12 protein-coding genes are annotated in these 11,619 nt (G+C 73.4%); 10 read left to right on the forward strand and 2 right to left on the reverse strand.

Annotation, left to right across the window (positions count from 1 at the left end):
* A partial coding sequence (locus CWIS_RS09410; RefSeq protein ID WP_048343025.1) for a hypothetical protein occupies positions 1 to 251 on the reverse strand: 251 nt, incomplete at its 3' end.
* Between the two features lie 127 nt (positions 252 to 378).
* On the opposite strand from CWIS_RS09410, the gene CWIS_RS09415 reads away from it, so the two are divergent.
* The 6 genes from CWIS_RS09415 to hisF all read left to right on the forward strand — a co-directional run bounded on the left by CWIS_RS09415 (position 379) and on the right by hisF (position 5,233).
* A complete protein-coding gene (locus CWIS_RS09415; protein ID WP_048343026.1) occupies positions 379 to 567 on the forward strand; it encodes a ubiquitin-like protein Pup in 189 nt (62 codons plus the stop codon).
* 6 nt (positions 568 to 573) lie between these two features.
* Positions 574 to 1,422 (forward strand): proteasome subunit beta, encoded by an 849-nt coding sequence (gene prcB, locus CWIS_RS09420; protein WP_048343027.1) that lies wholly within the window; start codon positions 574 to 576, stop codon positions 1,420 to 1,422.
* Positions 1,419 to 2,117 carry a proteasome subunit alpha gene (gene prcA, locus CWIS_RS09425; protein ID WP_048343028.1) on the forward strand — a complete coding sequence of 233 codons (699 nt, stop codon included), beginning with the start codon at positions 1,419 to 1,421 and terminating at the stop codon, positions 2,115 to 2,117. The genes prcB and prcA overlap by 4 nt, the downstream gene beginning before the upstream one ends.
* On the forward strand, positions 2,117 to 3,478 hold the full coding sequence (gene pafA, locus CWIS_RS09430) for a Pup--protein ligase (RefSeq protein WP_048343029.1): 1,362 nt from the start codon (positions 2,117 to 2,119) through the stop codon (positions 3,476 to 3,478). Before prcA ends, pafA begins: the two co-directional genes overlap by 1 nt.
* A 106-nt stretch (positions 3,479 to 3,584) precedes the next feature.
* Complete coding sequence (locus CWIS_RS09435) at positions 3,585 to 4,466, forward strand: FKBP-type peptidyl-prolyl cis-trans isomerase (RefSeq protein ID WP_229747530.1); 882 nt, start codon at positions 3,585 to 3,587, stop codon at positions 4,464 to 4,466.
* Positions 4,463 to 5,233, forward strand: a complete 771-nt coding sequence (gene hisF, locus CWIS_RS09440; protein ID WP_048343030.1) for an imidazole glycerol phosphate synthase subunit HisF — start codon at positions 4,463 to 4,465, stop codon at positions 5,231 to 5,233. Before CWIS_RS09435 ends, hisF begins: the two co-directional genes overlap by 4 nt.
* A 31-nt stretch (positions 5,234 to 5,264) precedes the next feature.
* Here hisF and CWIS_RS09445 read toward each other — a convergent pair whose 3' ends face one another.
* Complete coding sequence (locus CWIS_RS09445) at positions 5,265 to 5,912, reverse strand: TIGR03085 family metal-binding protein (RefSeq protein WP_048343034.1); 648 nt, start codon at positions 5,910 to 5,912, stop codon at positions 5,265 to 5,267.
* Between the two features lie 190 nt (positions 5,913 to 6,102).
* Between CWIS_RS09445 and CWIS_RS09450 the strand changes: the two genes are divergently transcribed.
* The 4 genes from CWIS_RS09450 to CWIS_RS09465 all read left to right on the forward strand — a co-directional run.
* Positions 6,103 to 8,010, forward strand: a complete 1,908-nt coding sequence (locus tag CWIS_RS09450; RefSeq protein WP_048343035.1) for an ABC transporter ATP-binding protein — start codon at positions 6,103 to 6,105, stop codon at positions 8,008 to 8,010.
* Positions 8,011 to 8,120: 110 nt separating this feature from the next.
* Complete coding sequence (locus CWIS_RS09455) at positions 8,121 to 9,914, forward strand: ABC transporter ATP-binding protein (protein WP_048343036.1); 1,794 nt, start codon at positions 8,121 to 8,123, stop codon at positions 9,912 to 9,914.
* A 79-nt stretch (positions 9,915 to 9,993) separates the two neighbouring features.
* Positions 9,994 to 10,386: a phosphoribosyl-AMP cyclohydrolase gene (gene hisI / locus CWIS_RS09460; RefSeq protein WP_048343031.1), complete on the forward strand. Its 393-nt coding sequence runs from the start codon at positions 9,994 to 9,996 to the stop codon at positions 10,384 to 10,386.
* Positions 10,383 to 11,619 (forward strand): chorismate-binding protein (locus tag CWIS_RS09465; RefSeq protein ID WP_048343032.1); only part of this gene is annotated, 1,237 nt, incomplete at its 3' end. The genes hisI and CWIS_RS09465, both read left to right, overlap by 4 nt.

Genomic DNA, 11,619 nt, shown 5'->3' on the forward strand with positions numbered 1-11,619 from the left:
AGCGGGCCTGCCGACGCCGGCGGGCCGAACGCGGGCCGCTGGCCGGACCGCACGCTCGTGAGCACCTCGGCGTGGTGCGCGAGCGCCTCGGCGGCCGCACGCGACGCCTCCCACACGCGCGCCCCGGCATCCCCGGCGAGGTCGAGCCCGCAGCCCGGGCACCGCGGCGACGCGAGGCGCGTGCCGCACGCGGGGCAGCGGTGCGGGTCGAGCAGGAGCTGGCGTGCGTGCTCGAGCGGCGTCGGGACCATGGCGGGCATCCTGGCAGGCCGGACGCGTGCCCGCGGCGTCTCGCGGGGGATGTCACCCTCCGCGTCCGGCACTCGGATGGGCCTAGGGTGGAGCGAAGGTGCACCAGCGACGCCAGGAGGTCCGCACATGGCAGGTCAGGAACGCGTCAACCCGCGCCGCGACGACGAGGAGCCCGTCGACGCCCCCGAGCTCGTCGCGCCGTCGGTCCAGTCCCGTGACGTCGAGGTCGACGCGCTGCTCGACGAGATCGACGACGTGCTCGAGCAGAACGCCGAGCAGTTCGTCCGGGGTTTCGTGCAGAAGGGCGGTCAGTGATCGCCCATGTCGCACCCTGACCCGCTTGCCACGGGCCGGCTGCCGGCCGCCTTCCTGACCCCGGGCTCGTCGTCGTTCGTCGACTTCCTCACCTCGCACGCGCCCGGCCTGCTGCCGGGCAACCGCCCGCTGGCGGGCATGGACTCGGCCGTCGCGCCCCACGGGACGACGATCGTCGCCGTCGTGTGCGCGGGCGGCCTCGTCATGGCGGGGGACCGGCGCGCCACGATGGGCTCGATGATCGCGAGCCGGGAGATCGAGAAGGTCTTCCCGGCCGACGAGTACTCGGCCGTGGGCATCGCCGGCACCGCCGGGCTCGCCGTCGAGCTCGTGCGGCTGTTCCAGCTCGAGCTCGAGCACTACGAGAAGATCGAGGGCAGCCTGCTGTCGCTCGACGGCAAGGCGAACCGGCTGTCGACCATGATCCGCGGCAACCTCGGGCTCGCGCTGCAGGGGCTGGCCGTCGTGCCGCTGTTCGGCGGGTTCGACCTCGACCGCGGCATCGGGCGCATCTTCTCCTACGACGTGACGGGCGGGCGCTACGAGGAGCACGAGCACCATGCGGTGGGCTCGGGCTCGGTGTTCGCGCGCGGTTCGCTCAAGAAGCTCTGGAAGCGCGGGCTCTCACCTGACGAGGCGGTACGCGTCGCGGTCGAGGCCCTCGTCGACGCCGCGGACGACGACTCGGCGACCGGCGGCCCGGACACGACCCGGCGCATCTGGCCCGTCGTCGCGACCGTCACGCGGTCCGGGTACCTGCGGGTGCCGGACGAGACGCTCGAGGGCGTCGTCGAGACCGTCGTCGCCGACCGCCGTGCGCAGCACGGTCACGCCCGTGGAGGTGAGCGCGCATGAGCATGCCGTTCTACGTCTCGCCCGAGCAGCTGATGAAGGACCGCGCGGACTACGCGCGCAAGGGCATCGCGCGTGGCCGCAGCGTGGTCGTCGTGCAGTACGACGAGGGGATCGCGTTCGCGACCGAGAACGCCTCGCGCGCGCTGCACAAGGTCTCGGAGATCTACGACCGCATCGCGTTCGCGGCCGTCGGCAAGTACAACGAGTTCGAGAACCTGCGCGTGGCCGGGGTGCGGTACGCCGACCTGCGTGGCTACTCCTACGACCGTGAGGACGTCACGGCGCGTGCGCTGGCGAACGCCTACGCGCAGACGCTGGGCACGGTGTTCACCACCGAGTCGAAGCCGCTCGAGGTCGAGCTCGTCGTCGCCGAGGTGGGCCGCACCGCGGACACCGACCAGATCTACCGCCTCACGTACGACGGCTCGGTGGCCGACGAGCACGGCTGGGTCGTCATGGGCGGCCAGGCCGAGCGGCTCGCGGGCCTCGTCGAGGGCGAGTGGCAGCCGGGTCTGAGCCTGCCGCAGGTGCTCCAGCTCGCCGTGCGCGCGCTGGGCTCGGCACCCGAGGAGGGTGGTGAGCAGCGCACGCTGCCGGCCGCGCAGCTCGAGGTCGCCGTGCTGGACCGGACCCGTCCGCGCCGCGCGTTCCGCCGTCTGGCGGGGCCGCTGCTGGAGGACCTGCTGGAGGGCTGATGGACAAGCGGATCTTCGGTCTGGAGACCGAGTACGGCGTCACGTGCGCCGCCACCGACGGGCGCGGTCTGTCGGCCGACGAGGTGGCGCGGTACCTGTTCCGCAAGGTCGTCGCGTGGGGGCGCTCGTCGAACGTCTTCCTGCGCAACGGCTCGCGGCTGTACCTCGACGTCGGCTCGCACCCCGAGTACGCGACGGCCGAGTGCGACGACGTGCGGCAGCTCGTCACGCACGACCGCGCGGGGGAGCGGATCCTCGAAGGGCTCGTCGCCGACGCGCAGCAGCGGCTCGAGCACGAGGGCCTGCCCGGCACCATCCACCTCTTCAAGAACAACACCGACTCAGCCGGCAACTCCTACGGCTGCCACGAGAACTACCTCGTGCGGCGGCAGGGTGACTTCGGACGGCTGTCGGACGTGCTCGTGCCGTTCCTCATCACGCGGCAGGTCCTCACGGGCGCGGGAAAGGTGCTGTCGACACCGCGCGGCGCGGTCTACTGCCTGTCGCAGCGCGCCGACCACATCTGGGAGGCGGTCTCGAGCGCGACGACCAGGTCGCGGCCGATCATCAACACGCGCGACGAGCCGCACGCCGACGCCGAGCACTTCCGTCGCCTGCACGTGATCGTCGGCGACTCCTCGATGTCGGAGTCCACGACCATGCTCAAGGTCGGCGCGACCGACCTGCTGCTGCGGCTGGTCGAGGCCGGCATCCCGATGCGGGACCTGTCGCTCGAGAACCCGATCCGCGCGATCCGGGACATCAGCCACGACATGACCGGGCTGGCGCCCATCACCCTCGCGAACGGACGCACGGCCACGGCCGTCGACCTGCAGGAGGAGTACCTGGCGCGGGTCAGCGACTTCGTGGCCCAGCGCGGCGGCGGCTCGCCGCAGGACAAGCAGGTGCTCGAGCTGTGGGAGCGGGGCCTGCACGCGCTGCGCACGGGCGACCTGTCCCTCGTGGAGCGCGAGCTCGACTGGGTCATCAAGTACCGGCTGATCGAGCGGTACCGCGCCAAGCACGACCTGCCGCTGTCGGACGTCCGCGTGCAGCGGCTCGACCTCGCGTACCACGACATCTCGCGCACCGAGGGCCTGTACAACCTGCTCGCGGCCAAGGGCCTCGTGGAGCGGCTGACCACGGACCTCGAGGTGTTCGAGGCGACATCGGTGCCGCCGCAGACGACGCGCGCCAAGCTGCGCGGCGACTTCGTCCGCGCCGCTCAGGAGGCCCGCCGCGACTACACGGTGGACTGGGTGCACCTCAAGCTCAACGACCAGGCGCAGCGCACGGTCCTGTGCAAGGACCCGTTCCGCAGCGTCGACGACCGGGTGGAGCGGCTCATCGAGTCCATGTGACGCCCCGCTCCCGGGGTGCGCAGGCAGGGGACGTAGAGTGTCGGTCCGCCGGGGTCGGACCCGGGGCCGCTGGACTGCGGCCGGACGACGAGACGAAGGACCTGGGGTGCGAGGACTGCGACGTGCGCGGGGCGGGGCCGTCGCCCTGGTCGTCGGGCTGCTGGCCCTCGCGGCCTGCTCCACGCCCGACGAGGTCCCCGTGGAGATCACCGTCACCGGTGATGCCGGGGCAGCCCCGACGCTCGTGTACGTCGCGCCGCTGACGGTCGAGAAGGAGTTCCGCGAGGCCATCTGGGCCGGGACGGGGCCAGAGCTGGTCGACGGCGCGCCGGTGCTCATCGACTACTGGCTCGAGAACGCCGACGACGCCAGCCTCGTGCGCGAGAGCTACTCGAGCAGCCCCACGTCGCAGCTCCTCACGGAGGCCGACCTGGGCCTCGACCTGTACGAGACGCTGAGCGACCAGCGCGTCGGCGCGCGGCTCCTGCAGGTCGTCCCGGGCTCCGAGCACGGTGACCCATACCCGACCGCGACCGTGATCGACGTGCTCCCGACGCGTGCCCAGGGGACGCCGGTCACACCGGGCGAGGGCTTCCCGACCGTCACCGAGGCGAAGGACGGCTCTCCCCAGCTGACCCCGCTCGAGACCGAGCCGCCCGCCACCCTGCGCGTGCAGCCGCTGCTGCGCGGCACGGGGCGCCAGGTGGTCGCGACGGACACCGTGACCGTGCAGCTCACGGGATGGTCGTGGACGGGTGGCGAGCAGTTCGACACCACGTGGGCCTCCGGCCTGCCGCTGTCGTTCTCGCTGCAGGACGTGCCCGCCTGGCAGGAGGGGCTCGTCGACCAGCCCGTCGGGAGCCGCGTGATGCTCGTGGTGCCGCCGTCGTACGCGCTCGGCGTGACGCAGAGCGAGGAGCTCGCCGGGCAGACCGTCGTGTTCGTCGTGGACATCCTCAACGCCCGGACCCCCGGAGGGACCTCGTGAGCCTCGCCCTGCGCGTCATCCCGTGCCTCGACGTCGACGCGGGCCGCGTCGTCAAGGGTGTGAACTTCGAGAACCTGCGCGACGCGGGCGACCCGGTCGAGCTCGCGCACCGGTACGACACGGAGGGCGCCGACGAGCTGACGTTCCTCGACGTGTCGGCGTCGTCCGGCAACCGCGAGACGACGTTCGACGTGGTGCGCCGCACGGCCGAGGAGGTGTTCGTCCCGCTCACCGTGGGGGGCGGCGTGCGCTCGGCCGACGACGTGGACAAGCTCCTGCGCGCGGGCGCGGACAAGGTCGGCGTCAACACGGCGGCGATCGCGCGGCCCGAGCTCATCGCGGAGATCGCCGACCGGTTCGGCTCGCAGGTGCTCGTGCTGTCGGTCGACGCGCGGCGCGTGACGGGCGACGTGCGGACCGACTCGGGCTACGAGGTCACGACGCACGGCGGTCGTCGTGGCACGGGCATCGACGCGGTGCAGTGGGCCGTCCGGGCGGCCGAGCTGGGCGCCGGGGAGGTGCTCCTCAACTCGATGGACGCCGACGGGACGACGGCAGGCTTCGACCTCGAGATGCTGCGTGACGTCCGTGCCGAGGTCGCGGTCCCGCTCATCGCGAGCGGAGGCGCGGGAACGCCGGAGCACTTCGTCGAGGCGGCCCGTGCGGGTGCCGATGCGGTCCTGGCCGCGAGCGTGTTCCACTTCGGCACGCTGACGATCGGCGAGGTGAAGGCGGCGTTGCGCGACGCGGGGATCACCGTCCGCTGACGCAGGGCGGGCCGCTGACGACGCCGCAGCGTCAGGGGAGCGGGAAGCGTGCCGCGAGCAGCGCGACGTCGACGGGCGCGCCCTGGGCGACGACGGTGGACGCAGCGCCCCGGCCCGACAGCCACAGCACGAGCTCTCCCGCGTCACCCCGCACGACGACGGTGCCGTGCTCGCCCTTCGGACCCTTGACGCGGGCCCGCGGACCGTCGGCGTTCACCAGCACGAGGCCGACGGGCACCTTGTGCGTGCGAGCCCGCGCGAACCGGCGGACGTCCTTCCACAGCGCGTCGGCCAGCGCGGGGTCGAGCTCGCGCGGCGGCACCGGGCCGGCGCCTCGTCGGACGTCCTCGCCGTGCACGTAGAACTCGACGAGGTTCGCGGCGTCGCCCGCCACGGACATCGGGTGCCAGCGCGACGGACCGGCAGCGACCCGGTCGACGAGGGCCGCGTAGCCCTCGGGTGTGGTCGCGGTCTGCGCGAGCTCGTCGATCGCGCGCTCGGCGGCGCCGGCGAGCGCGGGGACCGCGATACCGGCCCCGACGCGCAGCGAGCTCTCGCGCAGCACGACGTGCGCCGCGAGGTGCCGCGCCTGCCAGCCCTCGCAGAGCGTCGGTGCGTCGGGGGTCGCGGCGCGCAGGGCGTCCGTGAGGTCGGCGCGGAGGGTCTCGTGCCACGTCATGGACGCCATGGTCCCACTCCTCGGTCGTCCTCGCGGCCCTTCCCGCAGAGGGCCGCCACGGGAGGTGTCGGAGGTGCGTGAGACGATGAGCGCTGCTCACCTCCCCGTCGGAAGGCTCGTCGTCATGCCCTCGCCCCGGTCGTCGTCGCCGTCCTCGGCGCCCCCCGACCGGGACCGGCCGACGGCTCCGATGCGGCTGACGGGGTCGACCCCGCGCCGGGCCACGACCCTGATCTGGCGCGGCATGCGCGCGCACCCGTGGACCTATGCCGCGGCGGTGGGCACGTCCGCCGTGTTCGGTGTCGCGACGGTGGCGGTCAGCCGGGTGCTCGGCTGGGTGACCGACGACGTCGTCGTCCCGGCGCTGGCCGGGGACGAGGGCGCACAGGGACGCATCTGGTGGGCCGGCGGGGCGATCGTGCTCGTCGCCGTGACCCTCGCGCTGAGCGTGGCCGGGCGCCGCGTGTTCGCGGGGATGGGGTACGCGCTGGTCCAGGAGGACCACCGGCTCAAGGTCACGCGCCAGTACCTGCGGCTGCCGATGTCCTGGCACCGCAAGCACCCGACCGGGCAGCTGCTGTCCAACGCGGGTGCCGACGTCGAGGCGTCGACGTCGGTGTTCAACCCGCTGCCGTTCGCGCTCGGCGTCGTGGTGATGCTCGCGGTGGCGACGGTCGCGCTGGTGCGCACGGACCTGTGGCTCGCGCTCGCCGCGCTCGTCGTCGTCCCGCTCGCGATCGCCGCCAACGCCTGGTTCCAGCGCCGCATGTCGCCCGCGATCACGCACGCGCAGCAGCTGCGGGCCGAGGTCGCCGACGTCGCGCACGAGAGCTTCGAGGCCGCGCTGCTCGTGACGTCGCTCGGCACGCAGGCGCGCGAGGAAGCCCGGTTCGCGGACCGCGCGGGCCGGCTCGCGGACGCCAACGTGCGCGTCGGCGTCGTCCGGGCGTTCTTCGACCCGGTGATCGACCTGCTGCCGCAGGTGGGCACGCTCGCCGTGCTCGTGGTCGGGACGTGGCGGGTCTCGACGGGGAACATCGACACCGGTGACGTCGTCGCGGCCGCGTATCTGCTGACGCTGCTCGCGGTGCCCGTGCGCGCCTTCGGCTGGGTGCTGGGCGAGATCCCGCGTGCGCTGGTCGGCTACGACCGCATCGCGCGGGTCGTCGACAGCACCGGAGCGCTCCCCGCGGGCTCGACGCGCTGGTCGTCCACGTCGACCGGCGCGAGCGTGCGGTTCGACCACGCGACGCGCACCGTCGAGACCGCGCAGGGTCCGCTGACCCTCGTGGACGACGTCGACCTCGACCTCGCGGCGGGCCGCGTCGTGGCCGTCGTCGGACCCACGGGCGCCGGGAAGACGAGCCTCGTCACGCTCGTCTCGCGGTTGGCCGACCCGGACCGCGGCGCCGTCCTGGTCGACGGCGTGGACCTGCGCGAGCTCGACCCGCACGACCTGGCGCAGCACGTGGCGCTCGTCGCGCAGCACGCCTTCGTGTTCGAGGACACCGTCCGCGGCAACGTGACCCTGGCCGACCCGGACGACCCGGCGGCTCCGTCGGACGACGAGGTGTGGCACGCGCTGCGGGTCGCGCGGGTCGACGACGTCGTCCGTGCGCTGCCGGACGGGCTCGACGCACACCTCGGGGAGCGCGGCGCGAACCTGTCCGGCGGGCAGCGGCAGCGGCTCGCGCTCGCGCGTGCGCTCGTGCGGCGACCGAGCGTCCTGGTGCTCGACGACGCGACCTCGGCAGTCGACCCGCGCGTCGAGCAGGAGATCCTGCGCGGCCTGCGTGGGTCGGCGGGGGAGCCGGGGCCCACGGTCCTGCTCGTCGCCTACCGCATGTCGTCGGTGCTGCTCGCCGACGAGGTGGTGCACCTGGACGGAGGTCGCGTCGTCGACCGCGGGACCCACGCCGAGCTGCTCGCGCGCGACCAGGGGTACCGCGACCTCGCGACCGCGTACGAGCGGGAGAGCGAGCGACGTGCGGGCCGCGACTGGGACGAGGAGGACGTCGACGACGAGACCGGCGACGACGAGACCGGCGACGACGGGTATGCCGCGGACGAGACGGACGAGACGGTGGACGCACGATGACGGGCTCGCGCAAGGAGTCGACAGCGACGTCGTCCCGCGCCACGCCGGCCGAGGCGACTGAGAGCACGCCCGGGGCAGGATCCGAGGGCACGAGCTCGAGCGGTCACTCGATGGGCTCGGCGAGCTCGCTGGGGGTGCTCGCGACCCTGCGCCGCGGCATCGAGATCTCGCCTCGTCTCGTGGAGGGGCTCGGGCTCACGATCGTGCTCGCGACGCTCGCCGCGGTCGGGCGCGTGCTGGTCCCGATCGCGGTGCAGCAGACGGTCGACACGGGGATCCTCGCCGCGGGCGGGCCGGACGTCGGCCGGGTGGCGGTGCTCGCCACGATCGCCCTGGCGGGCCTCGTGCTCGGCGCGCTGTGCTCGGCGGCCGTCAACATCCGCCTGTTCCGTTCGAGCGAGGCCGGCTTGCTGCAGCTGCGCACGCGCGCGTTCCGGCACGTGCACGACCTGTCGGTCCTCACGCGCGGCACCGAGCGCCGCGGCAGCCTGGTCTCGCGCGTCACGTCGGACGTCGACACCATCTCGCTGTTCGTGCAGTGGGGCGGGATCATGCTGCTGGTCTCAGTGCTGCAGATCCTCGTGGCGACCGCGCTCATGGCCGTCTACTCGTGGCAGCTCACCCTCATCGTCTGGCTCGGGTTCGTGCCGCTGGTCGTCGCGCTGCAGCCGCTGCAGAAGCGCGTCAACGCCCGGTACTCCCGGGTGCGCGAGCGGTACGGCGCCATGCTCGGTGCTGTCTCCGAGTCGGTCGTGGGCGCTGAGACGATCCGCGCGTACGGCGTCGCGGACCGCACGCAGCGCTCGACCGACGCCGCGATCGGCGCGACCCGCCGTGCGATGGTCCGTGCGCAGAACCTGGTCGCCACCGTCTTCTCGTCGGGCGTGCTCACCGCGAACCTGGTGCTCGCGGTGGTCGTCGTCGCGGGGACGTACCTCGGGGTCGCGGGGGACCTGACCGCGGGTCGCCTGCTGGCGTTCCTGTTCCTGGTCCAGCTCTTCACCGGTCCCGTGCAGATGGCGACCGAGATCCTCAACGAGCTGCAGAACGCGGTCGCGGGCTGGCGCCGGGTGCTCGGCGTGCTCGAGACGCCTGTGGAGCTCGTCGACCCGGGCGAGCGGGGGACGCCGAGCCCCCGCGCGCCCGCGCACGTCGAGCTGCGGGGGGTCGGGTTCGCCTACCCCGACGGGCCGCCGGTCCTGCGCGACGTGGATGTGGTCGTCCCCGCGGGCTCGTCGGTCGCGGTGGTGGGGGCGACGGGCTCCGGCAAGACGACGATCGCGCGCCTCGTCGCGCGGCTCGTGGACCCGACGCACGGCCGGATCCTGCTCGACGGCACCGACCTGCGCGACATCCGGCACGACCAGCTGCGCCGTCGCGTCGTGCTCGTGCCGCAGGAGGGATTCCTCTTCGACGGGACGCTCGCGCAGAACATCGCGTACGGACTGCGCGACGACGAGGACGCGTCCTGGACGCCGCCGCACGACGACCCGCGCGTGCGCGAGGCGGTCGACGCGCTCGGCCTGGGCCCGTGGGTCGACGAGCTCGTCGCCGGGCTGGACACGCCCGTCGGCCAGCGCGGCGAGTCGCTCTCCGCCGGTGAGCGACAGCTCGTCGCGCTCGCGCGCGCCTACCTCGCCGACGCCGACCTGCTGCTGCTCGACGAGGCGACGTCCGCGGTCGACCCCGCGACCGAGGTGCGCCTCGCTCGGGCGCTGGCGAGCCTGACCGAGGGTCGCACCACGATCACGATCGCCCACCGGCTCTCGACCGCCGAGGCCGCCGACGCGGTCGTCGTGGTCGACGCGGGCCGTGTCGTCGAGCAGGGCCACCACGACGACCTCGTCGCGGCCGACGGCCTGTACGCCACGATGCACGGCGCCTGGGTCTCCCAGACACGCTGAGCGGCACGGCGGCGGGTGCCGGTCCAGGTGCGCGCGGACACCCCGTGGTCGGTCGCGCCGGGCGTGGCAGGATTCTCGGGTGCCCACCCTGGATCCCGCAGTCGCCTCGCGCCTCAAGCGTGACGAGGCAGGCCTCGTCGCCGCGATCGTGCAGCAGCACGACACGCGCGAGGTCCTCATGCTCGGCTGGATGGACGACGAGGCGCTGCGCCGCACGCTGTCGTCCGGTCGCGTGACCTTCTGGTCCCGCTCGCGTCAGGAGTACTGGCGCAAGGGCGACACGTCGGGTCACGTCCAGCACGTCAAGGCCGTGAGCATCGACTGCGACGGCGACGCGCTCCTGGTCGAGGTCGACCAGGTGGGGGCGGCGTGCCACACGGGCGCCCGCACATGCTTCGAGGCGGGCGGCCCGCTGCCGGTCACGTCCGGCGAGACGACGAGGTCCGAGGAGACGACGGGGGACGCGCGATGACCGCCGACACCTCCGCGCAGGTGCCCTGGGGTGGCACGTGGCCCACGCTCGAGGGCTTCCGCGAGCTCGCGCGCGACCGTCGGGTCGTGCCCGTGGTGCGGCGGCTGCTGGCCGACGACGTGACGCCCGTGGGCCTGTACCGCACGCTCGGCGCGGGCCGGCCGGGCACGTTCATCCTCGAGTCCGCCGAGGCGGACGGGACCTGGGCGCGTTGGTCCTTCGTCGGGGTGCGCTCGCGCGCGACGCTGACGGTGCGCGACGGCGAGGCCGCATGGACGGGCGACGTGCCGGTCGGCATCCCGACGAGCGGCGACGTGCTCGACGTGCTCAACGAGACGCTCGACGTGCTGCGTACCCCCGTCCTACCCGGGCTCCCGCCGCTGACCAGCGGGCTCGTCGGCGCGCTGGGCTGGGACATCGTGCACCACTGGGAGCCGACGCTGCCGAAGAAGGCGCCCGACGAGCTCGAGGTCCCCGAGCTGACGCTGCTGCTCGCCACCGACCTCGCGGTGGTCGACCACCAGGACGGCTCCGTCTGGCTCGTGGCGAACGCGATCAACTTCGACGACACCGACGAGCGGGTCGACGACGCGCACGCGGACGCCGTCGCCCGCCTGGACGCGATGCAGGCCTCGCTCCTGCACCCCGCGCCCTCGGGGATCGCCGTGCTCGCGGACGTGCCCGAGCCCGAGCTGCGGTTCCGGTCGACGCGCGAGGAGTTCGACCACGCAGTGCGCTTCGGCAAGGACGCGATCCGCGACGGCGAGGTGTTCCAGGTCGTCATGTCGCAGCGACTCGACCTCGACTGCCCGGCCGAGCCGCTCGACGTCTACCGGGTGCTGCGCACGATCAACCCGAGCCCGTACATGTACTACCTGCAGCTGCAGGACGCCGACGGGCGCGACTTCGCGGTCGTCGGGTCGAGCCCCGAGACGCTCGTGAAGGTCGACGAGGGGCACGTCACGACGTACCCCATCGCGGGTTCGCGTCCCCGCGGCGCGACGCCCGAGGAGGACCGCGAGCTCGCCGACGAGGTCCTCGCCGACCCCAAGGAGCGCGCCGAGCACATCATGCTCGTCGACCTGTCGCGCAACGACCTCGTCAAGGTCTGCGACCCGACGAGCGTCGAGGTCGTGGAGTTCATGGCCGTCCGACGGTTCTCGCACATCATGCACATCACGTCGACCGTCGTCGGACGGCTGCGCGCGGGAGCCACCGCGCTCCAGACCCTCA

This window comes from Cellulomonas sp. A375-1 (assembly GCF_001040865.1).
Classification (GTDB): Bacteria; Actinomycetota; Actinomycetes; order Actinomycetales; family Cellulomonadaceae; genus Cellulomonas; species Cellulomonas gelida.

Coding starts and splice junctions, on each gene's coding strand:
- CWIS_RS09450 (WP_048343035.1), top strand. CDS start 6,103: ATGCGGCTGACGGGGTCGACCCCGCGCCGGGCCACGACCCTGATCTGG.
- pafA (WP_048343029.1), top strand. CDS start 2,117: ATGGACAAGCGGATCTTCGGTCTGGAGACCGAGTACGGCGTCACGTGC.
- prcB (WP_048343027.1), top strand. CDS start 574: ATGTCGCACCCTGACCCGCTTGCCACGGGCCGGCTGCCGGCCGCCTTC.
- prcA (WP_048343028.1), top strand. CDS start 1,419: ATGAGCATGCCGTTCTACGTCTCGCCCGAGCAGCTGATGAAGGACCGC.
- CWIS_RS09445 (WP_048343034.1), bottom strand. CDS start 5,912: ATGACGTGGCACGAGACCCTCCGCGCCGACCTCACGGACGCCCTGCGC.
- CWIS_RS09415 (WP_048343026.1), top strand. CDS start 379: ATGGCAGGTCAGGAACGCGTCAACCCGCGCCGCGACGACGAGGAGCCC.
- CWIS_RS09455 (WP_048343036.1), top strand. CDS start 8,121: ATGGGCTCGGCGAGCTCGCTGGGGGTGCTCGCGACCCTGCGCCGCGGC.